Annotated in this window: 23 protein-coding genes; 21 read left to right on the forward strand and 2 right to left on the reverse strand. The window is 44.1% G+C overall.

Translation table 11 applies throughout. From position 1 onward, the window contains the following. Window positions 1-171: 171 nt before the first annotated feature. The 16 genes from sbcD to E4K68_RS16780 all read left to right on the forward strand — a co-directional run bounded on the left by sbcD (window position 172) and on the right by E4K68_RS16780 (window position 19,874). The gene (gene sbcD, locus E4K68_RS16705) at window positions 172-1,440 is read left to right on the forward strand and encodes an exonuclease subunit SbcD (RefSeq protein ID WP_135380057.1); all 1,269 of its coding nucleotides are present in this window, start codon (window positions 172-174) and stop codon (window positions 1,438-1,440) included. Further along, window positions 1,437-5,051, forward strand: a complete 3,615-nt coding sequence (locus E4K68_RS16710; RefSeq protein ID WP_135380058.1) for an AAA family ATPase — start codon at window positions 1,437-1,439, stop codon at window positions 5,049-5,051. Before sbcD ends, E4K68_RS16710 begins: the two co-directional genes overlap by 4 nt. Before the next feature lie 332 nt (window positions 5,052-5,383). Then, the gene (locus tag E4K68_RS16715) at window positions 5,384-6,160 is read left to right on the forward strand and encodes an IclR family transcriptional regulator (protein WP_135380059.1); all 777 of its coding nucleotides are present in this window, start codon (window positions 5,384-5,386) and stop codon (window positions 6,158-6,160) included. 441 nt (window positions 6,161-6,601) lie between these two features. Further along, window positions 6,602-7,852 carry a (Fe-S)-binding protein gene (locus tag E4K68_RS16720; RefSeq protein WP_135380060.1) on the forward strand — a complete coding sequence of 417 codons (1,251 nt, stop codon included), beginning with the start codon at window positions 6,602-6,604 and terminating at the stop codon, window positions 7,850-7,852. 141 nt (window positions 7,853-7,993) lie between these two features. Next, window positions 7,994-9,298, forward strand: coding sequence for an FAD-binding oxidoreductase (locus E4K68_RS16725; RefSeq protein ID WP_135380061.1), 1,305 nt, complete (start codon window positions 7,994-7,996; stop codon window positions 9,296-9,298). An 18-nt stretch (window positions 9,299-9,316) separates the two neighbouring features. Then, entirely contained in the window at window positions 9,317-10,693 is a 1,377-nt protein-coding gene (locus E4K68_RS16730; protein ID WP_135380062.1) for an FAD-linked oxidase C-terminal domain-containing protein, read from the forward strand. 513 nt (window positions 10,694-11,206) lie between these two features. Continuing rightward, window positions 11,207-12,484 (forward strand): ATP-grasp domain-containing protein, encoded by a 1,278-nt coding sequence (locus E4K68_RS16735; protein WP_135380063.1) that lies wholly within the window; start codon window positions 11,207-11,209, stop codon window positions 12,482-12,484. A 10-nt stretch (window positions 12,485-12,494) separates the two neighbouring features. Beyond that, window positions 12,495-12,788 (forward strand): hypothetical protein, encoded by a 294-nt coding sequence (locus E4K68_RS16740; protein ID WP_135380064.1) that lies wholly within the window; start codon window positions 12,495-12,497, stop codon window positions 12,786-12,788. A gap of 52 nt (window positions 12,789-12,840) precedes the next feature. Then, window positions 12,841-13,737, forward strand: a complete 897-nt coding sequence (locus tag E4K68_RS16745; protein ID WP_135380110.1) for a CoA-binding protein — start codon at window positions 12,841-12,843, stop codon at window positions 13,735-13,737. Between the two features lie 71 nt (window positions 13,738-13,808). Further along, window positions 13,809-14,696 carry a CoA ester lyase gene (locus E4K68_RS16750; RefSeq protein ID WP_135380065.1) on the forward strand — a complete coding sequence of 296 codons (888 nt, stop codon included), beginning with the start codon at window positions 13,809-13,811 and terminating at the stop codon, window positions 14,694-14,696. Between the two features lie 150 nt (window positions 14,697-14,846). After that, the gene (locus E4K68_RS16755) at window positions 14,847-16,076 is read left to right on the forward strand and encodes a malic enzyme-like NAD(P)-binding protein (protein WP_135380111.1); all 1,230 of its coding nucleotides are present in this window, start codon (window positions 14,847-14,849) and stop codon (window positions 16,074-16,076) included. 290 nt (window positions 16,077-16,366) lie between these two features. Then, entirely contained in the window at window positions 16,367-17,188 is an 822-nt protein-coding gene (locus E4K68_RS21505; RefSeq protein ID WP_135380066.1) for a methyl-accepting chemotaxis protein, read from the forward strand. 69 nt (window positions 17,189-17,257) lie between these two features. Continuing rightward, entirely contained in the window at window positions 17,258-18,169 is a 912-nt protein-coding gene (locus E4K68_RS16765; RefSeq protein WP_135380067.1) for an RluA family pseudouridine synthase, read from the forward strand. A 274-nt stretch (window positions 18,170-18,443) separates the two neighbouring features. After that, entirely contained in the window at window positions 18,444-18,761 is a 318-nt protein-coding gene (locus E4K68_RS16770) for a nitrous oxide-stimulated promoter family protein (RefSeq protein WP_135380068.1), read from the forward strand. Window positions 18,762-18,822: 61 nt separating this feature from the next. Next, complete coding sequence (locus tag E4K68_RS16775) at window positions 18,823-19,086, forward strand: hypothetical protein (RefSeq protein ID WP_135380112.1); 264 nt, start codon at window positions 18,823-18,825, stop codon at window positions 19,084-19,086. A 50-nt stretch (window positions 19,087-19,136) separates the two neighbouring features. After that, window positions 19,137-19,874 carry a hypothetical protein gene (locus tag E4K68_RS16780; RefSeq protein ID WP_135380069.1) on the forward strand — a complete coding sequence of 246 codons (738 nt, stop codon included), beginning with the start codon at window positions 19,137-19,139 and terminating at the stop codon, window positions 19,872-19,874. Here the strand turns inward: E4K68_RS16780 and E4K68_RS16785 are convergent, their stop codons facing one another. Continuing rightward, the gene (locus E4K68_RS16785) at window positions 19,875-20,447 is read right to left on the reverse strand and encodes an NUDIX hydrolase (protein ID WP_135380070.1); all 573 of its coding nucleotides are present in this window, start codon (window positions 20,445-20,447) and stop codon (window positions 19,875-19,877) included. Between the two features lie 134 nt (window positions 20,448-20,581). Then, window positions 20,582-21,787 (reverse strand): MFS transporter, encoded by a 1,206-nt coding sequence (locus E4K68_RS16790; RefSeq protein ID WP_135380071.1) that lies wholly within the window; start codon window positions 21,785-21,787, stop codon window positions 20,582-20,584. Window positions 21,788-22,000: 213 nt separating this feature from the next. Between E4K68_RS16790 and rbr the strand changes: the two genes are divergently transcribed. The 5 genes from rbr to E4K68_RS16815 all read left to right on the forward strand — a co-directional run bounded on the left by rbr (window position 22,001) and on the right by E4K68_RS16815 (window position 25,674). Then, complete coding sequence (rbr, locus tag E4K68_RS16795) at window positions 22,001-22,585, forward strand: rubrerythrin (RefSeq protein WP_135380072.1); 585 nt, start codon at window positions 22,001-22,003, stop codon at window positions 22,583-22,585. Window positions 22,586-22,726: 141 nt separating this feature from the next. After that, window positions 22,727-23,920, forward strand: a complete 1,194-nt coding sequence (locus E4K68_RS16800; RefSeq protein WP_135380073.1) for a Xaa-Pro peptidase family protein — start codon at window positions 22,727-22,729, stop codon at window positions 23,918-23,920. 129 nt (window positions 23,921-24,049) lie between these two features. Beyond that, entirely contained in the window at window positions 24,050-24,478 is a 429-nt protein-coding gene (locus tag E4K68_RS16805) for a universal stress protein (protein ID WP_135380074.1), read from the forward strand. Window positions 24,479-24,689: 211 nt separating this feature from the next. Next, window positions 24,690-24,998: a hypothetical protein gene (locus tag E4K68_RS16810; protein ID WP_199241810.1), complete on the forward strand. Its 309-nt coding sequence runs from the start codon at window positions 24,690-24,692 to the stop codon at window positions 24,996-24,998. 205 nt (window positions 24,999-25,203) lie between these two features. After that, window positions 25,204-25,674 (forward strand): CtsR family transcriptional regulator, encoded by a 471-nt coding sequence (locus E4K68_RS16815; protein ID WP_135380076.1) that lies wholly within the window; start codon window positions 25,204-25,206, stop codon window positions 25,672-25,674. Window positions 25,675-25,686 lie beyond the last annotated feature (12 nt).

A 25,686-nucleotide genomic window follows, 5' to 3' on the forward strand; every position in this document is an offset into this window, starting at 1 on the left:
TTCTTTCAAGGCCGAATTACTTTTAGGGATTTTTTCATATCGACAGTCGAAGTTGCACGGGGCTTGAGAGAGGTAAGTAGTTTCCCAAATAACCCCACAGCTTTTGTCTAGGACATGCCTTATAATAAAAGTGTAACTCAAGAGTCAAGCTTGAAGGGGGCGAAATTAACTATGCGGATTTTACATACATCAGATTGGCATCTCGGTCGTATGCTCGAGGGGCGAAGCAGGATTAATGAGCAAGCAAGGTTTATCGATGAGCTTTGTGCGATTGTGGAAGAAGAAGAGGTAGATCTTGTCTTGATCGCAGGGGATGTCTTTGATACGGTAAATCCACCCGCCATCGCGGAGGAGTTATTTTATGACGCTTTGAATCGATTGTCTGCCGGAGGAGAGAGGGCGGTCGTGGCCATTGCAGGGAATCACGATAACCCTGAGCGGCTTTGTGCGGCAAGTCCTCTGGCGGTAAGGCACGGGATTACGTTGTACGGCCTTCCGAAAGAAATCTTAGAGCCTAGTCTCCTGGTACAACCGAATCAGAGAAGGGTTGTTAGGGGTGCAGCAGGGCTTGGGTGGGCGGAATTACATATTCCCAATTGCGCAGATCCGGCAATTGTGGCCATGCTCCCATATCCTTCCGAGTCACGGCTCAATGAAGTGTTAAGTCAAAGTTTAGATGAAGAAATCTTACGTCAAGAATATTCAAGGCGCGTACAAGAATTATTCTCCTCGTTTAGTAAGCAGTTTCGCCCGGATGCGGTTAACCTGGCAGTAAGCCATCTCTTCGTACGAGGTGGCCTGGAATCTGAGTCTGAGCGCCCAATCCAATTGGGAAGCGCCCCGACCGTCGAAGTTGAAGCAATGCCGTCGGGCGCCCAATATGTAGCTCTAGGTCATTTGCATCGTGCTCAGGCTGTCAAAGGGGCCGCTGTGCCGACAAGATACTCCGGCTCACCGATCGCTTATAGCTTTTCAGAAACAGGGTATGCCAAATCCGTAATTTTAGTCGAGGCGTTTCCCGGCCAAGCGGTAAGCACTCGAGAAATATTCTTAAATGCGGGTTATCCGCTTGTCAAATGGCAGGCCAAAGAAGGGTTAGCTCAAGTACAGCACTGGATCGATGAGGGGAAGGATCTTCATGCTTGGATTGATCTAGAGGTTTCTTTGACCAAGGCACTTCTACCTCAAGAGATCCATCTCTTACGGCAGCAACGAGAACGTCTCATCAATATTCGCCCTGTTTTTCCTGAAACAGAACAAATCATTGCAGAGTCACGCTCTAAATTGCCAATCGATGTGCTCTTTCGCAAGTTTTATCAGGATAAAACCGGAGGGGCTGAGCCGGAACAGGAATTGGTTTCTCTGTTTTTGTCATTAATTGATCCAGACAAAGATTCTGAGTGTCAAACGGTCCAGGATGAGGAGGCAGAGACTGCATGAGACCGATTCTTTTAAGAATAGCAGGCTTAAACAGCTTTAGAGAAGCTCAAGAGATTGATTTCCAAAAACTTTGTGAAACAGGCGTTTTTGGAATTTTTGGCTCAACCGGAAGTGGGAAATCCACGATTCTTGATGCTATCACGCTCGCACTTTACGGTACAGTCGAACGAGCTGCCAACAATACGCAGGGGATCCTAAATCATGCGGAAGCACAGCTCACGGTGGAATATTCGTTTTCCTTAGCTTTAGGGGGCAAACGGGTAATTTACCGGGCCGAACGCGCGTATCGACGCTCAGGGGATCGGACGGTAAAGGCTTCCACCTGCCGCCTGGTTGAAATATCTGATGGCATAGAAAGCGTCTTAGCTTCAAAGGCCGATGAGATGACGAAGAAAATAGAGGGAGTATTGGGACTTACTGTGGAAGACTTTACCCGAGCAGTTGTTCTTCCCCAAGGAAAATTCGCAGAGTTTCTAACCATAAAACCCAAGGATCGGCGGCTTATGCTTGAACGCTTGTTTTCCCTTGAAGCTTATGGGAGAGAACTTTCAGCTCGACTATCAGACCAACTAGGGAGTACAGAATACGACTTACATGGTGTAGATCAACGGCAACAGGGCTTGGGGGATGCTTCTGAAGGGCGGGTCAAAGCCGCCGAAACGGACTTACTAGCGGCTAATGTAACATCCGCAAGTCTTGCTGAGGAATTGAAAGACCTTAAACAACAGTATGATGTGGCGAAGGAACTATGGGGTCTTCAAGAACAGTTACGTCAAATACAAGAAAAAGAGACTCAGCTGTCAGGGGCACAAGCTAAGATGGACAGTATGGCTGAGCGTTTAAATCGAGCAGAACGTGCGGAGACGATTCGTGCGTACCTGGATGAACTACGCCTTTCAGAAGAACGATTCAAGGGAGCCAAAGAGCATGTTGAAGAGGCAGATAAGAATCTCAAAGTGGCGAGGCTCGCTAAAGAAACGGCTGAAGGGAAATGGTCTACGGGAAACCAAGAACGACTAGAGGTCGAGCCTCACTGTTTACGCAGATTAGAACAGCTCGAACAAGCTAAGAGCTTAGAAGTCGATATTCAGGTGCGTCAAGAACGTTTGAACAATTCACGTCTCAAATATGGCGAGCTTGATCGAACTCGCAAGGAATTGGAGAAGAAGATTGAAGTTGCCAAGGCGCAAAAGGTGGAAATTCAAAATCAACAGCTCGATGTGAAAATCGATTTAACCAAAGTCACAATAGATCCTGCGCAGCGGACGCGGGTCAATGCCTCGGCCCAAGCTTTAGAGGGGTTTGAGATGGTCTCCAAGCAAGTGGACGATTTACAAAGAGACCTAGCAAAGAACGCGGCGGAAAGGGAAAATCTGAAAGATCGGATGAATTCCTCGGCGGCAGAAGTACAGACCGCACGGGGATCTGTGGAACAGTTGAAAGAGACCTTGGCAGATAGGTTGCAAAATCCACCGCTTCGAGAGGAACTATTGAGTGATCAAGCTCAGAAACTTGAACGCTATCGTCATAGGATTGCCAATGTTGGCCGGGCTGAGCAAGAAATGATAGAGGAGCAAGCTCGCCTATTAAAACTTTCGGCGGATCGCCAAAGGGTTCAAGTCAGCGTGGAAAGCGGGGAGATGCAACAAAACGAGATTTTGGCCGCTGTTCAAAAGACCCTTGATTCTGTCGAGAGGAAAACGTCGGAAGTTAGGTCTCTAGAGCAAAAAAATCTTGCCGGATTACTTGTTGCAACTCTGGTAGAGGGGAAAGCTTGCCCAGTCTGTGGCTCTTCCCATCATCCTGAGCCTGCTCAAAGTTTAACTGATGCCTATTTAGATAGGGCAAGGCAGGAACTGGAGCAGGCCTCCCAAGAACTCCAATCATGGGAGGGGAAAAGGGCTAATAGCTCGACCAGTTTGGCCGTGGCTAAGGCTCAGCTAGTTTCAATTCAGGAGTCCGAGCAAACCCAGTTCGATATTTTGGAAGTTAAGAAACATGCCATCGTGAATTATCGCAGGGAATTACCTGAACTTGATCGTGGCAAGGATATTCAGACATTAAATGCCCAATTAGCCGAACAAGAATCCAATTTGACAAAGGATAGACGACGATTAAGCCAATGGCATACCCATCAAGAGGAGTTGAATCGTCAGTTAGAGGATGCTCTGCAAAAATTAGCAGACGTGGACAAAAAACTGCAAAGCACTCATGCCCAAATAGCTTCTACAGAGGGCGTTGGAAAAGAAATCCTTCATCGCCTCAATCAACTGTTGGAAGAAAAAACCCGACGAAAAGAACACTTGGATACTTTGCGCGGAGAGATTCCCTCTACGGAAATTCCTGTAATGCAAAAACAATACGCAACCTGGGATCAGACGATGACAACCTTAAATCTGAAGTTAACCAGACTTGAAGAAGGTTTGAAAGGATCGGATGAGGCCCAGCAACGACTCCTTCAGCAGAAGACGGAGTGCGAGTTGGAACTCCAAAATCTAAAGACGGTTGGAAGTGAGGCTGCTCGTGATCTAGCAGAGCTGAAGATTAAATGTGACGTACTGACCGAGGGGAAACCAGCACTAGAACGGATTGAGAAGGTTCAACAAACTTTAGAGCTAGTAACGAGAACTGAGGAAACATTGAAAGCCGCCTATGAAGTGTCCAAAGAGGTATGGATTCAGGCAGAACAGACTCTAGCCATTAACCATAAGACGCTAGAACTATCGCGAGAAGGATTTGAAGTGGCCCAGTTCAAACTGGACCAGGGTCTAAAAACAGCACAATTCTTGACAGTGTCTGAGGCACAGAACGCTTTATGTAACGCCGCCGAACGGCAAACTATGGACCAGAACCTCTTGGCTTTTCGGCAAGACGTTCTCATCACTAAGCAAAAACGTGAAGCGGCGGAAGAGCGACTTATGGGACGCAGCCTTCGTCCGGAGGAATGGCTAGCTTGGCCGGTTCTGATTAAGAAAGTGGAAAACTCCTATACTGAAGCGATGGAGAGTCGTGGTGCTGCACAACAAAGGGTGGAGAAACTGAAGGAGGAGCATGAAGAGTGGGTGCGTCTGGAGCGGCAAAGACAAGTCTTAAGCCACCGCCGAGGCCTGCTTAAACGCTTGCAAACCGTTTTCAAAGGGAATGCTTTCATTGAGTTTATGGCCCAAGAACAGTTGACTAACGTATCCTTAGATGCCTCCGAACGCTTGCGGCAGTTAACGAACCAGCGTTATGCCCTGGAAGTAGATGCAGAAGGTGGTTTCATCATGCGCGATGATGCCAACGGTGGGGTTCGCCGACCCGTGAGCAGTCTATCCGGAGGGGAAACCTTCCTTACCGCATTAGCACTCGCATTAGCCTTGTCCACTCAAATCCAGCTCCGTGGAGAATCCCCGCTGGAGTTCTTCTTTCTGGATGAAGGATTTGGAACACTTGATGCCAATCTTCTCGAAACAGTGATGAACACACTAGAGGTACTTCATCTTCAAAATTTATCAATCGGAATTATAAGCCATGTTCCTGAGTTGAAAAATCGCCTCGCCCGTCGATTGGTGGTTACTCCCGCCGAAGCGGGCGGTGCAGGAAGCAAGGTTCAGTTAGAAATGGCGTAACAATCGTTTCAATAATGTGAAGTAAAAATGAATTAAAGATACTTGATTTGGGGATAGCTAGGCTATTCCTTTTTTAAGATCTTTTTAGCGAAAATTAGCATTTTTAATTTGGAATATGCAAAAAAGGATTTGATTTTGAAACATAAAGACTTGACTAAATATTTCAAAAAAGTCATACTGTTTAATATAGACACTTCTGAAACGTAGTTTTGGTTGCCGAAACTGTGGTTCTTAATTAAAGATCGTTGTTGTTAACTAAGAAAGTAAGCATTTAAAATGAATAACCTATATCCGGGTGGTTCATAAAATGTTGTCAGAATGGAGAATTATTTGTGGCAGAGAAGAATGTACAAACGCTTGAACGCTCACTTGATGTACTAGAGGTATTGGCTCAGGCGGAGGAACCGTTAGGGGTTACGGAAATTGGAAATCGAATTTGTTTGCACAAAAGTACAGTCCATCGGATTTTGCAAACGTTATGCTACCGTGGCTATGTCGAGAAGGACAGAGAAAATGAACGTTATCAATTGGGCATCAAAATTGTGGAATTAGGAATTCGTTTTTTCAATGATTTGGAAATTCGTAAAGTAGCAGCCCCTGTCTTAAATGATTTAGCAAAACTATTGAATGAAGTGGTTCACCTAGTGCTTCCTGATGATGGAGAGATCGTTTATATCGATAAGGCAGAAAGCTCTCATGTAGTGAGCATGCATTCCAAAGTAGGTCGTAGGGCCCCCATGCACTGTACAGCCGTGGGGAAAGCGCTGCTTTCAACCTTGCCGGAAGAGGAAGTTCGGCATATTCTGGAGACAAAGGGGATGACCCGCTATACTCCTCATACAATTGTCGACCCGGATGCCTTGCTGATGGAGCTAGGAACAATCAAGGAAAGCAAGATATCGGTTGAAACTGAAGAAAACGAGATAGGAATTATTTGCCTTGGAACTCCTGTCTTCGATTATTCCGGACGGGCGATAGGGGCAATCAGTGTCTCTGGGCCAGCTAGTAGGATCGAAGAGAAGGGGATTGAGCGGATTGGCCAAGAAATGAAAAAATCTGGTGAAGAGATCTCGGGCAAATTGGGATTTAGTTTCTTTCAAAAGCCTTAGTCATTTATCCTTACTCCAGATTATTCTGAAAAAAAATTGTCTAAATTAAAATTTTCAGTGAATTTTAACTTGACGATTTAGTCACTTCAGGGGATAATAGAGTCAGAAAATAGTGAAACGTTGTTTCATTTAAAAACGGTTGAAATTTCAGGGGTTACTGAATTTATGAAATTCGTTTCATTAGAGTAATTTGTCAATTACTTAAAGGAGAGTGACGCAAATCTTTTGATAAAAGATTAACAAGTGAACTATCCTAGGATAGTTTCGAAAAAAAAGGCATAGGTAGTCAATTCATTGAATTTAAATAAGTAGAAATTGGCGAAATATTTGGTCTATCAATTCACGAAAATGCGAGCTATAATAGAAGTATGAAATTATAGTTACGCATTTAAACTGTCTATCAGGTGGTCTGACAATCTGGCAGTGAAGGAGGAAATAGCAGTGAGTGTTTTATCGGAAGTATATGAAATGTTAAACACATGTAACAAGTGTGGTGGTTGCCATACAGCTTGTAAGACCTATAAATTGACTGGGTCAGAGGAAATGTCTACACGCGGAAGAATCCAACTCATCAAAGCTGTCGCCGATGGGAAATTAGAGCCTAATCAAGAGTATGAAGATGCTATCATGAGCTGTCTGTTGTGTGGAGAATGTGCAGTAACTTGCCCAAACGGTGTACATGGCAATGAACTTGTCATGGCTGCACGACGAGATCTAAAACTAAGAAAAGGAATCAAGCCATTTGCTAAGTCTTTTGCTTTAAATACTTTAGCAAGTCCGAAGAGGTTGGGCATGGGATTCAGTCTTTTCAAAGGAGTGGGCAAAAGTGTCCTCAATAAAATTGATGGACTGGACTTTTTTCGAGGTATTGATATTCGAAACTTCCCTACTGCCCAAAGACCATTTTTGGAGCAGGTCCCAGAGAAGATTACCGTGCAACATCCGAAGCATAAAGTCGGATTTTATGTAGGCTGTTTTCTCAATTACTCCTTAGACCAAACCGCTCATTCTGTTGTTAAAGTGTTAACCAAAAATGACTGTGAAGTTATTATTCCAAAAGAACAAGTGTGCTGCGGTCTTCCGCAATATGCCTATGGAGACTTCGAAACAGCGAAAAGAAACGCCCGCAAAACTATTGATACCTTTTTAGATAAGTATAGAGATGCCGAAGTTGTTCTTACTGCATGCGCGTCTTGTGCTGCGATGCTTAGACATGATTATCTAACGCTCTTTGCCGATGAGCCGTCGTATCTGTCAAAAGTAAAATTATTTTCTGAAAAGGTGGTAGAGTTTTCGGAATATATGGCAAAGATTGGTGTTGATCAGAGCAAACTTCATAATCCAAGTCCTCTGATAGTCACTTATCATGATCCTTGCCACATGGTTCGGGGCCTTAAGGTAACAAAGCAGCCTAGGCAATTGTTGCAAATGATTCCTCGGGTTGAATATAAGGAAATGTTTGAAGCCAACCGTTGTTGCGGGGCAGCCGGTTTAATACAAGCCTTCTATCATGAGGTATCAACAGATATCACAGTTCAGAAGACACAAAACATAAAGGATACCAATGCGGATTTGGTGGCTACAAGTTGCCCGGCTTGCATGTTGAGACTTCAAGGAGGTATAAACAAGGCCGGTCAAAAACAAAAGGTTATGCATGTAGCCGATTTAATGGCCAACGCTTACGAAGACTAATTGAACGTAAGTTAGTAACTTTGTATATGATCTGTGGTCTGACCATCACAACTCATCACGGTCTGGAAGATAATTAAAAATTTCCCTTTGCGGAACATGCTGACCGCAAGTTCTAGTAAATGAGTGGAAGGGCGGGTAGTCATGAGTAACGTCAATATCAGTAAGTTAAAGGGGATTGTCGGTGATGCCAATGTCATCGATTCCCCTTCCGAAATGGCTCAATATTTAAAAGGTCAAAGTAAGCCTGCAGTCGTCATCTTACCTGGGAATACCTCAGAAGTTTCGAAAATCGTTAAACAGGCAAATGAGCAGAATGTGAAGTTAGCGGTAGGTGGGTCAGTCGTCGATACCCAGGGGATTACGGGTGGGATCGCGATGGTTATGTCCCGGATGAACCGAATTTTAGAAATGGATCATCTAAACCTTGTGGCGGTCGTCGAACCAGGACTCCTTCATAAAGAATTTCTTCTTAAAGTTGCGGAAGCCGGATTAAACTTCCCTCCGGAGCCCTATGAAATCGAAAACAGTTCCGTTGGTGGCTGCTTTGCAATCGGAGATTCCGATTCTAAATCCTTTGAATATGGTCCTACCCGGGGTTTCCTTTTGGGGTTTGAAATGGTTCTCCCGACAGGGGAAATCCTGGATATTGGGAATAAATGTATTAAGAACGTTTCCGGTTTAGATTTCATCCACTTCGCTGTTGGAAGCCAAGGAACATTTGGGGTTTTCACCAAACTTCTGGTGAAGCTCTTACCTGCACCGGAAGCTAAAAAGGCAGTGGTTGGAACGTTCGCATCCATGCATAAGGCGAATGCGACCTTTAATACCCTGATTAAGCGAAATGTGCATCCGACCCGGATGAATCTCATCAATGCATCCCTGGCAAAAAGCGCAAAACCCGGTACGGAAGGGCAATTTGTGATTATTGATTTGCAGGGATTTAAAGAGTCGGGCAAAAACATCGCTAATGAAGTTGCAGCAGTTCTTACCTTGGGTGGAGGCTCTGATGTAAAGATCATCGAGGACGGGGTTGAGTATGATCAAGTGATCAATGGTTGGCTTAAAGTTCGCGCCGACCTCAATGCAAAACCAGAGCAAACCGTGGAGTTTACGACTGGCCCGATGAAAATGCCTCAAGCCTTGGCTCAGCTCGAAGCGCTTACAGGAGATCTAGGGGCTTATCCTGGCGTAATTGTCGAAGGACTTCTTGGATATGTGTGTTTGGCTCTACCCGAGGGAACCGATAAACTTGATTTAGCCAGGAAAGTGAATAAACTGGCGATGTCCCTAGGTGGGAGCGTGAAGGGCCTCTTGGGTCATAAGCTCAAAGCTGAAGTTTACAATGATGCGGAAATGTGGAAGCAAACCACAAGTTTGCTCCGTGAACTGCGTCAACAATTTGACCCCAAAGGGATTCTCAACCCTGGGGTAAGTCTAGAGGCTTAAGAAGAAGGAGGTCTTAATATGTTAAGCCAAACGGTTGTTAAGCGGTTGAAGGAAATTGTTGGGGCGAAAAACGTGGTTACAGACAAAGTTGGTCTGTTGACCTATGGTTATGACGGAACGTTATTAGCTGGTGAAGCATTAGGAGTCGTTTCTCCGCAAACAACGGAACAAGTCGTTGAAATCGTCAAATTGATGAACGAGCACAATATTAAACTTGTTCCCCGGGGTGCTGGTACGAATGAGAGTGGTGGAACCATTCCTTCTCAAGATTCTGTGGTGATTAGCTTTACCAAAATGACTAAAATTCATGAAATAGACACTGAAAACTTTGTGGCAGTCGTTGAGCCTGGAGTGATCAATTTTGACCTTCAAGTTGAACTCGAAAAGAAAAAATTCTATTTTCCTCCCGATCCATCCTCCTTTAAAGCCTCAACAATAGGAGGGAATGTCGGTGAATGCTCCGGTGGACCGAAATGTTTCAAATATGGCGTTACCCGCGATTATATCTTGGGTCTAGAAGTCGTTCTCCCGAATGGCAAAGTCATTCAAACGGGTGGGCGTAATTTCCAAAGTGAGCCAGGTTATGATTTGACTCGAATTATTGTTGGCGCGGAAGGAACCCTAGGATTGGTCACCAAAGTTTTCGTTCGCATCATACCGATACCCAGAGCCAAGAAAACAATGCTTGCTATTTACGACAAAGTTGAAGATGCTTCTCAAACGGTTGCCGATATAGTTGCTGCCGGTATTATTCCGACGACCCTGGAATTGATGGATAACTTGCTTATCAATACGACTGAGGATTTTACCCATGCCGGGATTCCCCGTGACGCTGGAGCTGTCCTTATTATCGAGGTTGATGGATATCCAGAAGATATGGACGGGCAAGTCAAGACGATTGGTGAAATCGCCAAAACAATTGCCAAGGAATTTAAAGTTGCTCAATCGGCAGTTGAAGTGGATCAAATTTGGACTTCAAGGCGCAGTGCTTTTGGATCTGTTGCTCGCGTTAGACCATCGTATGGTGTTAATGATATTACGGTTCCGAGGAGTAATTTCCCAAAAGCGATTGGGGGAGTCCTTAAAGTAGCTAAAGATTTTGGTGTGACGATCGGAGTTGTGGCCCATGCCGGTGACGGAAATCTTCATCCGCTAATTCTTTTCGATCAACGGAATAAAGAGGAAACTGAAACTGTCCATGCGGCTGAACAGGCGCTCTGTATGATGGCCCTTGATCTCGAGGGTACAATAAGTGGTGAGCACGGAATCGGGCTCGTCAAGAAGAAGTATCTTGATAAGGAGTTTACACCCGCTGCTATGGAAGCTTTTAGAAAGATTAAGAGAAGCTTTGATCCGAGCAATCGCTTTAACCCAGGTAAGGTCATCGACCTATAGGCTAAATAGACTTTTTACCCTTGTTGTGGCTTTAAGACACTGCTCTGGTGTTCAGACACTGGAGCAGTTTTTTTGAACTACCTAAAAGTGAGTATAGAAGAACTGTTTTGGGTAAATTAATCCCATTAAGCCATCAATAAGACTTCTCTATGATGAGGAATTGGCAAGTCAAAAAAAGACACCAAATGACGAAAAACTTGCTAATTATACTGTTGACTAATTAGAGAATAAGATGGATAATGATGTAGAGGATAATGAAACCTAGTTTTACATATTGAAACGAAGGAAACTTGTCCTGATACAAAGGAAGCATGCAGTATTTGATAGGTCAGAAAATATCAGTGCAAATATCTGAGTAGAGGGGAGGGAGAATTCGCTTTTAACTTGTTATTTAGTAACTATTCAGATTTGCTTGTTTCGACGTCGTTTAGACTATCTTGAGGCAGGTTCCAGAATCATCACAGAGGGCTACTTGAATAGGTACAGAAAATTTCATTATGGAAGTGATAACGCATGGCAAAATTTCTAGAATACCAAGGAAAAGAATGGCTGAGAAAAGCGGGTCTGCCGGTACCACAAGGCCGCGTCGCTTCAACCTCAGAAGAAGCCAAACAGATTGCTGAGGAGATCGGCAAGGGTGTAGCAGTTAAGGGACAGGTTCAAGCTGGAGGACGTGGTAAAGCAGGTATTGTTAAATTAGTGAACACGCCGGACGAAGCAGCAGCTGCTGCTACCGAAATTTTCGCTAAATCCGTTAAAGGATTACCTGTACGCAAGGTACTCGTCGAGGAAAAGCTCGATATTAAAAAAGAGTATTATTGTTCGTTCGTTGTCAACGGAGCTAGAGAAGCTCGTTCCCCCATGTTGATGTTCAGCACCGAGGGTGGAATGGATATCGAAAGTGTTCCTGAGGAATTGCTTTTCAAAGTAAATATCGATCCTATCAATGGGTTACAGTCTTATGACGCATTAGATGTGTGTGCACGAGCTGGTATCCCGGCTCATGAGCTCAGTAAGTTTGCAAGTTTTCTCTCCAAACTCTCAAAGGCTTATAAAAAATATGACTGTCAAACACTTGAGATCAACCCGTTTATCATGACCGGAAGTGGCGAGCTGATTTGTGCGGATTGTAAGATGGAAATTGATAACAGTTCAGTAGGACGACATCCGGAATTCGGAATTGCTATTGCTCGTGACTTGCCTGGCGAGCCCACAGAGCTAGATCTTATTGGTTGGAGCATTGAAGAAACTGATGCTCGTGGCACAGGCTTCCTTATGAATATGGGCTATGATGAAGTGAGCCCAGGCCATATTGGTTACCATCCTATTGGTGGTGGCTCAGCAATGATGGGTCTGGATGCTTTGAATCAAGTAGGCCTCAAACCGGCAAACTATGCTGACACCAGTGGTAACCCAGTAGGATCAAAGATTTACCGTGTAGCCAAGAGCGTTCTTTCCCAGCCCAATATTGATGGTTATCTGCTTGGCGGATTCATGATGGCCAATCAGGAACAGTGGCATCATGCTCATGCGATCGTCAAGGTACTCAGAGAAGTACTTCCCACTCAAAAGCCCGGATTGCCCTGTGTCCTGCTCCTCTGTGGTAACAGGGAAGACGAATCTCTAGAAATTCTCAAGAAGGGTCTAGAAGACCTTATGACATCCGATGGACCTGGCAAGAGAATCGAGATTTATGGCAAAGAACATGTAACAGATACAAAATTTATTGGACAAAGACTCTTGGCGCTGAGCAAAGACTATCGCGCTGAGAAAGATGCACAAGGAAAGTAGGGAACAGCCAATGCTGGAATTCGCGGAAAAAACTCTTCTAGTCAAAATCGATACCAGCAAGTGTGATACATGCGAAACTAAGGCATGTGCCGACGCGTGCAAGAAATATGCCAGGGGATTGCTTGGCATTGACGATCATGGTAGAGCTTCTATTGCACATCGAACCACGGAAGAAACGTTGCGTCTCGGAACTGAGTGTCTAGCATGTGAGTTCGCTTGTAGGTCCTTTGGTAACAACGCAATTACCATTGAAATTCCTGTAGCAGGTTTGGATGAGTACCTTGAGAAGCGAGCTTCAAAATAAGCTTTTAGTTCGTAGGTTACAAACCTAGCAAAATGTTAAATGAGGGATAATGATGGGCATTTTGATCAATAAAAATACCAAGGTAATCGTCCAAGGGATCACCGGTCGGGAAGGATCCGTACGGACAAAGTACATGAAAGAATACGGTACCAAAGTAATCGGTGGAACTAGTCCAGGAAAAGCTGGAGAATTGGTTCATGAGATTCCGGTTTACAACACCGTAAGAGAAATCGTCCGTGAGCAAGGGGATATCGACTTCAGTGTTATCTTTGTACCTGGTCGAGCCTTGAAAACAGCTGTTTACGAAGCAGCCGACGCAGGCGTCAAAAATATTATTCCTTGCGTTGAAGGTACTCCAATTCATGACATTATGGATATGATTGCTTATGCTAAATCTAAAGGATCGAGGATCCTAGGACCTGGGTCCATCGGAATTATTACACCAGGAGAAGCGGTTGTTGGCTGGCTCGGTGGGAATAAAGAATGGGCTAATAAATTCTTCCAAAAAGGCAACATTGGCGTATTTTCACGGAGTGGTGGTCAATCTGGAACCATTCCCTGGCTTCTCAGAGAAGGCGGATTTGGTGTAAGTACGGTCATTCATACGGGCACTGAACCTGTACTCGGTAGTTCCATGGCAGATCTGTTGCCCATGTTTGAAGCAGATCCGGAAACCGCGGGAGTTGCGGTCTATGCTGAAATTGGCGGAACTCAAGAAGAGGAATGTGCTGAAGTTATCGCTGCAGGTCAATTCACGAAGCCTTTCGTGGTCTATGTAGCAGGTGCTTGGGCTCCAGAAGGCCAGCGCTTCTCCCATGCTTCAAACATTGTTGAACGTGGACGTGGATCCGCAAAGAGCAAGATGGAAGCCATCACAAAAGCTGGCGGATTTGTTGCTGAAACTCCAACGGATATTCCGATCATCTTAAAAGAGAAGATCAAAGCTTAAGTAACATGGTTAATCTTTCCCTAGGCTACTTGTCTAGGATTAAATGTAAAAAATAATTAGGGGGTAGAAAAATGACAATTATGAGATCAGTTATGTATATTCCTGGTAACAATCCTAAAATGGTGGCAAAGGCTCCTGAGTTCCCTGCCGACATCGTGACTCTTGACCTCGAAGATTCCGTCCCACCAGCAGAGAAAGAAGCTGCTCGTCAAATCGTGCGCGAAAACCTGATCTATGCTGGCACTGGTGGAGCTGAAGTCTATGTTCGTATCAACAACTGGGAAACAGAATTGACCAACGATGACCTCGAAGCAATTGTCTATGAAGGTCTTAGCGGAGTAACCTTGGCTAAAACCGGTTGTGCCGCGGACGTACAACGCCTCGATTGGAAACTGGAAGAACTCGAACGCCGTCGTGGATTAAAAGTAGGGACCGTTAAGATCTCCATGCTTCTAGAAACTGCTAAAGGAATTATTAACGCTGCAGAGTGCTGCTTGGCCAGCCCACGTAACGTTAACGCTATCTTTGGTGCAGTAGACTATTGCCGGGATATGCGCGTTAAATTAACCAATGCCGCCGTTGAACAACAATATGGTCGTGCACATGTAGCGGTTGCTTGCCGTGCAGCAAGAATTGTAGCGATTGATGCACCTTTCGTTGACTTCAAAAACATTGAAGCCTTCGAAAACAACGTTGCTGAAGGACGTCAAATGGGTTATGAAGGCCGCATGATTATCCATCCAGGACAAATCGAGCCTTCCAACCGTATGTACGCTCCAGATCCTGCTGATGTTGAATGGGCTACTGGCGTTGTTAAAGTCTTTGAAGAAGAGGGTATTGCTAAAGGTAAAGCATCTGTTTCTTACAACGGCAAAATGGTTGACACACCAGTTTACCTTAATGCTCAAGATATCATTGCTGCTCAAGCTGAAATTGATGCTAAAATGGCAAAAGCTTAATTTAAGTGTGACCTGGCCACTTATTTAAGTGACCAGGTCTTGTTTTTTATCATCTTAAAAATTTAAGATTTGATAGGCGTGTGAAGGGATAGCCCTCACAAAGGCATGGCTAATAAATGGCAAGGTAGTAGAGAAAGGAATGGTGTACTCATGGGTCTACGTGAAGATGCGCTGAAACTCCATAAAGATAATAAAGGCAAGATTGCTGTAGTCAGTAAAGTGCCAGTTCGTAACGGTGATGATTTGAGCTTAGCTTACTCTCCAGGTGTAGCAGAGCCTTGTCTGGATATTGCCAAAGACCCTGCTTTGGTAAACGTCTATACTAACCGTGCAAACTTAGTGGCTGTTGTATCCACAGGTTCCGCAGTGTTAGGTCTCGGAAACATCGGCGCTCGTGCTGCCATGCCTGTTATGGAAGGGAAAGGGATTCTCTTTAAAACGTTTGGCAATGTTGATGCTTTCCCAATTTGTCTAGAAACCAAAGATAGTGACAAAGTGGTTGAAGTGGTTAAATTAATGGAGCCTACCTTTGGCGGAATCAATCTAGAAGATATCAAGGCTCCTGAGTGCTTCTATATTGAGGAAAAACTCAAAGAGATTTATGACGGACCTGTCTTCCATGATGATCAACACGGCACAGCTGTTGTTACGATGGCGGGTTTGGTTAATGCTTTGAAAGTGGTTAAAAAGGACCTGAAAGACGTAAAAATTGTTGTCAACGGTGCAGGCGCCGCTGGTATGGCAATTGTTAAACTCTTGATGAGTATGGGACTTCAAAACGTTATTATGTTGGATACCAAAGGTACGATCTATGAAGGACGTCCTGAAGGTATGAATAAGTACAAAGATGAGATTGCCCTCAAAACCAACCGTGAATTACTTAAAGGTAATTTAGCGGATGCTTTAAAAGGCGCTGACGTTTTTGTTGGCGTTTCTGGTGCTAATCTTGTTTCGCAAGAAATGGTTAAATCTATGGCTGAGAACCCAATCGTCTTCGCGCAAGCCAATCCTGTTCCAGAAATCTGGCCAGCAGAAGCTAAAGAAGCCGGGGCTGAAGTCGTTGGCACTGGGCGGTCTGACTATCCGAATCAGGTCAACAACGTTTTGGCATTCCCGGGGATTTTCCGTGGAACAATTGATGCCGGCGCGACCGCGATCAATGAAGAGATGAAAGTGGCTGCTGCTTATGCTATTGCTAACATTGTAAGTGATGCTGAGCTGAATGCAGACTATGTTATCCCTGCAGCCTTTGACTTGCGTGTAGGTCCTGCGGTAGCAGCTGCAGTTGCAAAAGCTGCTATGGATACGGGGGTTGCTACTCTTACAGTGGATCCTGCGGAAGTTGCAGAAAACCTACGTAAATTTTACGAAGGAAAGTAAGCCAATACATTTGGTTTAAATTAGGAAGAGGGGTGCTTACTGGCTAGTAAGTACCCCTTTTCTGCATACCCTCTGACAGTTTTCGAGACCTTTAAATAAGAAGCAGGGTAAAGAAGATGGCGCCTCAAATAACTTTAGGGCAGAGAAGTTTATTGACCAGCATCTTGGTAACTGGTAAAATTGGGATTAATTTATGTGAGTTAAATTTGGGGTTTTTCTAAAAGTGAGTTTAATTATGAAGGGTGCTCACGGATGCTTTGGGTCTAGTAAAAGAATGGAGGGGGATTACCATGAACCTAGCACAAGCAGTAGAGATTGCTCCCTTTATGGAAAACTTCTATGATGAGGCTATTTCTGTATATGTCTTTAGTCCTGAAGAGGTGATTTTCGCTCTTAATCATGAAACTCTTAATTTAGGTTTGCAGGATGGTGAACCTGCATTAAAGTATGAAAATACGATAAGTGTGAGGTGCATGAGAGAGAAGAGGAGACTTGTGGCGCGAGTACCGCTGGAAAAATCTCAGTTTGGCATCTCATATGTTGCAATCACGAATCCTCTGTGGAACGACGGCGAGCTTGAAGGGGTAATATCCGTGGCTATTTCCGATAAGCGATATGATGCCTTGAAAAAGGTTGGCATAGAATTATCAGAACTTGTAAAGAGTAGTCATAATGCGTCTGAAGAACTTTCTGCTACAAGTGAGGAATTGGCGGCTACGGCAAGGAATATGGAGGGAAACACTTCCGTTGCGAAGGAAGGATTAGAAAAGATCAATGGAATATCCCAAGATATCCGGAGAATCTCTGCTCAAACCAGTATTTTGGGATTGAATGCATCGATTGAAGCAGCAAGAGCGGGAGATAAGGGCAGGGGATTTGCAGTGGTTGCGGAGGAAGTCCGAAAACTATCTGAGGGCGCAAAACAGTCCGCGTTGGCCATTTCTGAGGATATAATTGAGGTTAATGATACGGTGAGTCACTTAATTGAGTACATCATGCAGTTGGCGATTGTAAGTGAGAATCAAGCAATGGATGTCGTGAATCTGACAAAATCGCTGGGCGAGATATCCAAGCTGGCTGAAGACCTTGTGTCCCATGGAGAGGCAAAATAAAGCTAAAGCCTTAATCTGATTAAGAAGCTTTTTGAAGATAATGTTTAATAGATGTTAGGGGTAAATAGAATGCATACACCAAGTAGTGAGCTAAGAACCAAGATTGGAAAGGTTAAACAAACATGCCTCGAAGTGACGGAACCAGCCGAGCTGATGAAGTTTATGCTTGCTGAGATTCCCAGTAAAAGTCGTAATGAACTTAAGTCTCTGTTGGCCCATCATCAGATCTCGGTGGATGGCGAAGTTGTGACAAAATATAATCATCCGTTGGAAATCGGTCAACAGCTGGTCGTTACTTGGACTAAAGTGTTGATGGAGAAACAACCTGAAGGGCTAACGATTGTGTTTGAAGATCCCCATATCATCATTGTTGAAAAACGGGCCGGTTTGCTCTCGATTGCTACCGCTACAGAAAAGGAACAAACGGCCTATAGTATTTTAAGTGATCATGTAAAAAAGAGAGATCCTAAGAATAAGATCTTTGTTTTGCATCGTCTCGATCGGGAAACATCTGGGGTCATGATGTTTGCCAAGAGCGAGAAAATACAACAGTTGTTGCAAAATGCCTGGAAGGACGCGGTCTTGGAGAGAAGTTACGTCGTGGTTGTGGAAGGGGCAGTAACCAAGGAGCAAGGAACGATCACCTCTTGGCTAACCGAAAGTAAAGCCTATATTATGTATTCTAGTCGCACTCCGAATGACGGTCAAAAAGCTGTGACACACTATAAGGTTCTCAAGAAAAACAAAAACTACTCTCTCTTAGAAGTGAAACTTGAGACTGGTCGAAAGAATCAAATTCGCGTACATATGCAAGACATTGGACACAGTGTAATTGGGGATAAGAAATATGGAGCGATCAAGCACCCTATTGGTCGATTAGGACTTCATGCTCGTGTCCTTGCCTTTAAACATCCTATAACGGGTGAAGAAGTACGTTATGAGACGGATATTCCTAAGGAATTTCTTAACTTATTTAGCTAATAGCTACCGTCAATTTAAAAAAAAGAACCGGGTTTACACCCGGTCTTTTGATCCATCTTTTCCAATTTTATCAGAGTCAAAAGGAAAGGGAATCTTCTCTGTGTTATCAGGCTTGCGCGATCTATTGTTCGTTTTCTTAGTTTTCTTAGCCATTGGCAATTTACCCCCTTTAAAAAGTGTTGTGTCGTATGTAAATAGAATGCCCTGATTAATAAATAACAATGTAATTGGGGCTAAAGTATATTACGACTGGGGTGGAATGGAGTTATGCAAAATGTCGAATAGGTTAGAGCGTGAAAAGACGACGGTGCAAATGATGCTCAGGTTATATTGCAAAAATCATCACCACACTGCCGATGGATTGTGTTCGGAATGCCAAGGATTATCTGATTATGCTATGACCCGCCTTGCCCATTGTAAGTTTGGTGATCGTAAACCGACCTGTGGTAAATGTATAGTACATTGTTATAAGCCGGAAATGCGTATGAGAATTATTGAGGTTATGCGATATTCAGGCCCTAAGATGCTTTTTGTCCATCCGATTGCTTCGATTCGGCATTTAATAGACGGACGTAGAAATGGGCATCGATAGTGCCCATCATGTTTGAGAGAAAGTACGGTAATACATTAGTAAAAAAGAGGGACTAGTGAGCATGACAATAGAAGAGCATTCGCTTGAAATGCGAGGGATGCCCCATAGAGATTTGGAAGAGTACTTTCTCTCAATTGGAGGAAAGTGTCTCGAAAAGGGAACTTATCGGGGCCCTCACTGGGAAGTAGAATTGAGTGACGAGTGGACATGTACTCTTGGGTCAATCCATGTTCCAGCAACGCTAGTGACCTTTCGAGTGAATGAGGAGGACTGGCCGCAAATGGTGAATGCCTTTCGACTACGCTTCCTTTCAGCAGGGGGATAACTCAAGAGCTGGAAAATCAAAAAGAAGCAGTAAGGATATGAGAACGTCAGATGAAACAGAACAAGTGGGAGATTTATTTAGCCTTGGGGCTTGGTGTTACCTCGTTTACAATTTATTTAATTCAGGATCTTATTTTTGATAATTTGTCGGTCATTTTTAACGATATTTTATCTCAGATTGCCTATCTCCCTATTTATATCCTTTTGTCAACCATCGTGTTTGATCGCCTTTTGAGCCGACGTGAAAAGGGCGAGAGATTGAAAAAACTGAATATGATTATCGGGACCTTTTTTAGTGAGAGTGGCGTCACGATGCTTCATTGCCTCTCTAGATTTGATATGAAGCGTGAGGAGACGGCAAAAATAATCTTATCAAAAGATTGGATCAACAAGCCCGAAATGATGAGACGATGGCTTGGGCAAAATGGAATTAAAATTAACAGTCGAGCAGATGGGCTGGAAGAGCTGAAAATGACTCTCTTAGGGAAACGAGAGTTTCTCCTGAGGATGCTAGAAAACCCTAATTTGCTTGAGCATGAATCGTTCACAGAACTTCTGTGGGCTGTTTTCCATTTAACGGAGGAGTTGGCAAGTCGAGCAGATTTGAACCATCTTAGTGAGGCTGACTATCACCACTTCTCGGGAGATATCGAACGTGCCTATAGCTTATTAATGGTGGAATGGTTGACGTATATGGTTCATCTCAAAGAAGATTATCCATATCTGTTTTCTTTTTCATCCAGAACAAATCCTTTCGATCCAGAAGCCCGAGTGGAAATTTCAGACTGACTAGAGAATTTGATAGAGTTCGGATAACGTGCCGATTAGTTTAACGTCAGGATTTATAACGAGCCCTTGAGAAACGGAGTGAGAGGCTTGGAGAGCACTTAAGGTAAGTGAGGGGATAGGAAGGGCATGACATTCTTCCAAGGAAAAAAAGCCCAGATCACTGACTTCCTCTGGTTGTGATTGAAGGTTCCCTCCTAGGAATTGCATAAGGAAAATGATATAGGCATCATGTTTATCAGCAGGTTGATCTCGCAAGGCAATAATCGAGAGTGGTTTGGCTTTAATTCCAGTTTCCTCTTGAATTTCGCGCGTGACTGCATTTCCAATAGATTCTCCATGATCCACATATCCTCCTGGAATTGTCCACATTCCTTTACCAGGATTATATCCACGTTGTACGAGAAGGACTTTATCCTTGTGCCAAATCACCCCCCCAACGCCGAGGGAAAAATCTCCCCAGTGGATATAGGAACAGTTAGGACATGTGCTTCGAAGGTGGTCATCAAGGATCGATTCTTGAAGGGGTTTACCACAAAACGGGCAAAAACGATAGGGACCAGTTTTGTAAGACATGCATGGTTGTTCCTTTCAATGAGTTTGATTCATTTATGATTCCGCTACAGAAACCTCTAGTTTCACCTCTGCTATGCCGTAATAGCGTGATGTTATTCAACAGAAGGGTACCTTTCACAGCAGACTATTCATGATTAGTGAGTCTGTTGAAGCAAATGAAAGCGTTGGATGACTTTGCCATAAATAATGAACATAAGCAAAGACGCTCCCATGAAAACGAGGGCAAGCGCCCATACGCTAGTTCCTCCGCCATTGTCATACATCATACCCCCTAGTAAGGGGCCAATCACCCGACCACCCGATGTTGCACCGCCAATAATCCCTTGATAAGCCCCTGCTTTTCCTGGAGGAGCAAGTTGAGCAGCCGCTGCGGGAACCGCCGGTAGAATCAGCATCTCACCCAAGGTGAGGATGAGCATAGCAAAGATATAAGAAACATACGGAAGTTTTCCTAGTAAAATGACGTAGCCAATGCTTAAGAGAATGGATGCGAGGTAAAATTGCCGCGTAAAAGACTTCGCCCAAGTATGGATCACCCAAGTGATAAGAGGTTGTAAGGTGACGATGAATACGCCGTTGAGGGTCCATAGCACGCTGTAAGAAAAAAGAGAAAATCCAAGTTGGTTCATAACAACAGGTAAGATTGTAACGAGCTGAATATAAGCACCCCAGGCAAAGAATATCCCTCCCCCTAAGACCAGAAGTACTGTAAAGCCCTTGTCTTTCATCAGCCGCTCGGCTTTCTGCTTTGCCTGAATCGGAGGATGGGGCTTATTACTTTTTTCGGAAATCCCTATAGAGACTAAAATCAAATAGATTAAGAACGCTGCTGCATTCAGTGAGAAGACCAGACGAAAAGAAACTTGAGCGATCATTCCTCCGATGGCAGTACCTACAGCGACCCCGGCGTTATTGGAAACATAAAGCAGATTAAAACCCCGCCGTCCTCCTTCCGGCCAAACGATCTGTAGGAGAGCATAAAGAGGAACGAAGATAAAGGCTTGAGCTAAGCCGAACAGGATCAAGGCAGGTGCATACACTTCCCAGATAGGAAAAATACCGATAAACCCAACAGTAAGAATGGCACCCACTAAGCCAATCATCATGATTTTCCTCGGTCCAAAACGGTCTGCTAAAAAACCACTAGCAAATTGACCCAAAAGAGAAGCAGCAGATTGAAATGCTAGAAGGGTACCTGCATCTGTTAAAGTACGTCCCAAGACTTTATGCATAAAGAGACTATTCAAAGGCCACATTAAAGAATTTCCCGTTGACTGGATGAAACCACCAATGATTAGGACGATGACAGCACGAGGAATATCTAAACGTTTTAAGTTCAAACGGAAAACCACCTTTTAGGTCTTGAAAACAAACTTATATTGTCTGAAAGACTATATATTACTTCGACATACATATAAAGAAACCTCCAATTTGTAAAACCTCTAAGGATAAAATACAGTTATTAAAACGTAATAAGCAGGATTCTTAAAAATACCCTCGAAAGAATAAGATATTAAACTTAGGGTAAAACTACCAAAAAAGGAGAGTGAGTTATGAATTTCCATGAAACAGAAACATTTAAAAACCTGAGCAATGCTTTCGCTGGGGAGTCTCAAGCACGCAATCGGTATTCGTTTTTTGGGGGTGTTGCTAAGAAAGAAGGGTATCAACACATTCAGGCCATTTTTGAGGAGACAGCCGCCAACGAAAGGGAGCATGCACAAGTTTTCTATAAACTTTTAGTGGCTCATACGCAAGATGCAACCCAAATCATTCATGTCGATGCAGATTACCCTCTGGTATACAAAGATACCGTGACTAATCTAAGGGCAGCGGCAGCTGGAGAACGAGAAGAGTGGGCTGAAATTTATTCAAAGTTTGGGACAATTGCCGAAAAGGAAGGTTTCCCTGACATTGCTAAGGCCTTTAAAACAATAGCCGAAGTTGAAAAGCACCATATGGAACGTTTTGAACATTATGCGGATGGGATTGCCAACGGGACGATCTTCAAGAAGGACAAGCCTACCGCCTGGAAATGCACCAACTGTGGATACATCCATGAAGGACCGGAAGCTCCAGACGTCTGTCCAGCCTGTGCGCATCCTCAGGGATATTTCGAAGAGATCCAAAAGTCGTAAAAAACAGAGCCGAGTAGGAAGACTTCCTACTCGGCTCTGTTTTTTACGAGTGGGAGAAAAGACTTGCAATGTGCATGAAATATGAACATAATAATAATATAAAAATTCTGAAAACTACCTAAAATTGAAGGAGGAGTGACCATGAAACTACCCCTAATGGAATTGCAAGACCGAGTTTCCGAGTTTCAAGTTAGTTTGCAGAAGAAAGGACTTGAGGGGGCTTTATTGGTTCAACGGGCAGACACCTTGTATTATACAGGAACCGCTCAAAATGTGCATGCTTATATTCCAAAGGAAGGAAAGCCCCTTGTCATGGCCTATCGTGATTTCAACAGAGCTCAGCAAGAAAGTGCTTGGGGGGTTATTCCCCTGACGGGCATGTCTAAGATACCTCAATATATTCAGGGAGCAGGGCTCTCTCTGCCGAAACGATTGGGACTGGAACTAGATGTTCTCCCAGTCAACAACTTTGAACGTTATCGTAAACTATTTCCGGACGCCTTATTGGTCGATATATCTACTGAGATTCGTTTGCAGAGAGCGGTGAAGTCGGCTTGGGAAATTGCGCGACTTGAAGAGAGTGCTCAAATCTACCCCCTAGTTCTAGAGTTTGCCAAGGAAGTCCTTCACGTGGGGATGACGGAGGTTGAGTTAGAGGGATTATTAGAAGGCAAGGCACGGGCGCTTGGACATGGTGCCCATGTTCGGATGCGTGGTTTTAACTCCGAATTTCATCTTGGTGCCATCACTTCAGGAGCAAGGGCCACAGAGGCCAGCTGTTTTGATGGGCCAGTCGTAGGACAAGGCATCTCGATCGCTCATCCCTGTGGCGGATCAATGGCTCAGATTCAAGCAGGTGAACCGATTGTCATAGACATGGTGACAGTCGTTCATGGTTATCAGATTGACCAAACCCGAATCTTAAGTCTCGGGCCAGTGTCAGAAGAACTAGAAAAGGCCTATGAAGTGGCCCTAGAGATCGAAGAGAAAGTCCGCTGTGCCTTAATCCCAGGGAGGGAGGCAGGCGAAGTTTATGAGGAAATTCTAGCATGGGTTCGTGAAAATACGCCTTATGAGCAAAATTTCATGGGTTATGGGAAAAGCAGGGTGCGTTTTGTCGGACATGGGGTGGGGCTGGACCTTGATGAACTCCCGACCATTAGCAAGGGAGCAAAAGAGGTGTTAAAAGCCGGAATGGTGGTCGCCATCGAACCGAAATTGGTATTCCCAGGTGTTGGCGTAGTTGGGATAGAAGATACTGTTGTCATCGAGACGGAAAAGGGCGCAAGATATTTATCCCAAATTCCCCGGGAATTAATGGTAGTTAAATTTTAGGAATTAATAGATATAACGTTGAGAATATCGTCTGAATAGTATATTATTATGGTCAATAGATCTATAGTCAACCTGAAGCTTGGTGACTCACGGACGGTCAAGTATAAAACTAAAAGGGAAGTGATAGCATTGTTCAAGAAGATTCTCGTTCCTACAGACGCCTCAGAACATTCGCGTCGTGCCTTGAGGACGGCAATCCAGCTAGCCGAGTCCTTTCAAGCCGAGGTGGAACTTCTCCATGTTAGCTATACGCCGCAGGCCTATTGGGGGTATACGATCTCTTATGGAATTACCGTGACGCAAGAACAGCTTGATGAAAACGGAGAACTAGCTCTAGAGGCAACCCTGATGGGAATGGATCGTGCACAGGTTGTTATTAATAAAAGAATTGAGTCCGGACATCCGGTAAGCGTTATTTTAGAACGAATTAAAACGGAATCCATCGATTTGGTTGTGATGGGGAGCCATGGTTACGGACCAATTTCTGGTTCGGTTTTAGGAAGTGTGAGCCAACGGGTGTTACAACGAGCGAGTTGCCCAGTGCTTATCATTAAGTAGAGCGTACTTGTTAGATAAATATTAAGTGTCATTAGGTCGCGATGGCGAAGAAACTATTAGTCGGAGAGAGATATATGGCAGATTTAGAACGATTTTGTTGACATTTCAGGACAAACGTCCCTGCACTAGTTGCAGGGTTTTTTTCTGTCTATCGCGAATAAACTAATAAAACGAACTTGAACCAAGTATAGATAGACACGTGGAGGCAACCATGAAAGAAAAAACTATTATGCTGAGTTCTGATGAGCTTCACCTTATGTTGAGAGGCTCCTTACAGTGGATTGATGTGGAGCCCCGTCTTACGGCATCTAAAACAGGGATCCGAAAATTGAGTGAAGATATTATTGAAAAGAAACCCGCTCGAAAATTAACCGAGCAGGTAGGAATAGGAATCAGCCGGCCGCAACAACTTGAGGAACTTGTAACCCGCCTAGAAGGACAACCTGTTGTTTGGCTTTTAGGAAGTGTCGGTCTCTTAACATTATCCACTTGGTTTTATTTTGTTTTATTTTCGAAATAGCTTTTAACAGGGGCTTTTTTATAGCCAGTATATTCTTAAAGGGTAAGTCTATAAGGCTTACCTTTTTTAAATGAAATTTTCCTCAAAAATCCTTTGCAAAATCTCAAAAAGTGGGTATCATATAGATAGAAGGTCAGGAAAGGTCAATGATGAATTATGGAAGAATAGTTTATAAAAAACTAAAAGAACAAGGAGTACAGAAACAATGGGAAACCTCGCGGATCGCATTGAAGAATATTTGAAACGGATTTTGGAACAAGCGTCGGAAGGGTATATTATGTTACAACGCAGTGAACTTGCTGGAGAGTTCTGCTGTGTTCCGTCTCAAATCAACTATGTTCTCGACACTCGTTTCACGATTGAACGGGGTTACTTGGTCGAGAGTCGACGGGGGGGCGGAGGGTACCTTCGGATTATCCGCTTAGGAATGGGTCTCGAAGGAGAGTACCAACAAGTGATGCGGCAATTGATTGGGGAGCAGCTTACACGTGAACGTTCGAAAGGTCTTGTAGAGCGTTTAGTGAACGAAGAATTGGTGACGGCACGGGAAGCGGCGCTGATTAAGAACGTACTTACGGGTGACGCATTAATAGGAGAGTTTAGAGATTGGGATGTTCTACGTGCACGTCTAATGAAAACCATTTTGACAACGCTAAGTCGTGACGATTTGTTATAAAGGGGGAATTGA

Source organism: Desulfosporosinus sp. Sb-LF (genome assembly GCF_004766055.1).
In the GTDB taxonomy this organism is placed as follows: Bacteria; Bacillota; Desulfitobacteriia; order Desulfitobacteriales; family Desulfitobacteriaceae; genus Desulfosporosinus.

Excerpts from the sequence above, each read along its gene's own strand:
- sbcD (WP_135380057.1), top strand. The coding sequence starts at position 172 with ATGCGGATTTTACATACATCAGATTGGCATCTCGGTCGTATGCTCGAG.
- E4K68_RS16710 (WP_135380058.1), top strand. The coding sequence starts at position 1,437 with ATGAGACCGATTCTTTTAAGAATAGCAGGCTTAAACAGCTTTAGAGAA.
- E4K68_RS16725 (WP_135380061.1), top strand. The coding sequence starts at position 7,994 with ATGAGTAACGTCAATATCAGTAAGTTAAAGGGGATTGTCGGTGATGCC.
- E4K68_RS16730 (WP_135380062.1), top strand. The coding sequence starts at position 9,317 with ATGTTAAGCCAAACGGTTGTTAAGCGGTTGAAGGAAATTGTTGGGGCG.
- E4K68_RS16735 (WP_135380063.1), top strand. The coding sequence starts at position 11,207 with ATGGCAAAATTTCTAGAATACCAAGGAAAAGAATGGCTGAGAAAAGCG.
- E4K68_RS16740 (WP_135380064.1), top strand. The coding sequence starts at position 12,495 with ATGCTGGAATTCGCGGAAAAAACTCTTCTAGTCAAAATCGATACCAGC.
- E4K68_RS16745 (WP_135380110.1), top strand. The coding sequence starts at position 12,841 with ATGGGCATTTTGATCAATAAAAATACCAAGGTAATCGTCCAAGGGATC.
- E4K68_RS16750 (WP_135380065.1), top strand. The coding sequence starts at position 13,809 with ATGACAATTATGAGATCAGTTATGTATATTCCTGGTAACAATCCTAAA.
- E4K68_RS16755 (WP_135380111.1), top strand. The coding sequence starts at position 14,847 with ATGGGTCTACGTGAAGATGCGCTGAAACTCCATAAAGATAATAAAGGC.
- E4K68_RS21505 (WP_135380066.1), top strand. The coding sequence starts at position 16,367 with ATGAACCTAGCACAAGCAGTAGAGATTGCTCCCTTTATGGAAAACTTC.
- E4K68_RS16765 (WP_135380067.1), top strand. The coding sequence starts at position 17,258 with ATGCATACACCAAGTAGTGAGCTAAGAACCAAGATTGGAAAGGTTAAA.
- E4K68_RS16770 (WP_135380068.1), top strand. The coding sequence starts at position 18,444 with ATGTCGAATAGGTTAGAGCGTGAAAAGACGACGGTGCAAATGATGCTC.
- E4K68_RS16775 (WP_135380112.1), top strand. The coding sequence starts at position 18,823 with ATGACAATAGAAGAGCATTCGCTTGAAATGCGAGGGATGCCCCATAGA.
- E4K68_RS16780 (WP_135380069.1), top strand. The coding sequence starts at position 19,137 with ATGAAACAGAACAAGTGGGAGATTTATTTAGCCTTGGGGCTTGGTGTT.
- E4K68_RS16785 (WP_135380070.1), bottom strand. The coding sequence starts at position 20,447 with ATGTCTTACAAAACTGGTCCCTATCGTTTTTGCCCGTTTTGTGGTAAA.
- rbr (WP_135380072.1), top strand. The coding sequence starts at position 22,001 with ATGAATTTCCATGAAACAGAAACATTTAAAAACCTGAGCAATGCTTTC.
- E4K68_RS16800 (WP_135380073.1), top strand. The coding sequence starts at position 22,727 with ATGAAACTACCCCTAATGGAATTGCAAGACCGAGTTTCCGAGTTTCAA.
- E4K68_RS16810 (WP_199241810.1), top strand. The coding sequence starts at position 24,690 with ATGAAAGAAAAAACTATTATGCTGAGTTCTGATGAGCTTCACCTTATG.
- E4K68_RS16815 (WP_135380076.1), top strand. The coding sequence starts at position 25,204 with ATGGGAAACCTCGCGGATCGCATTGAAGAATATTTGAAACGGATTTTG.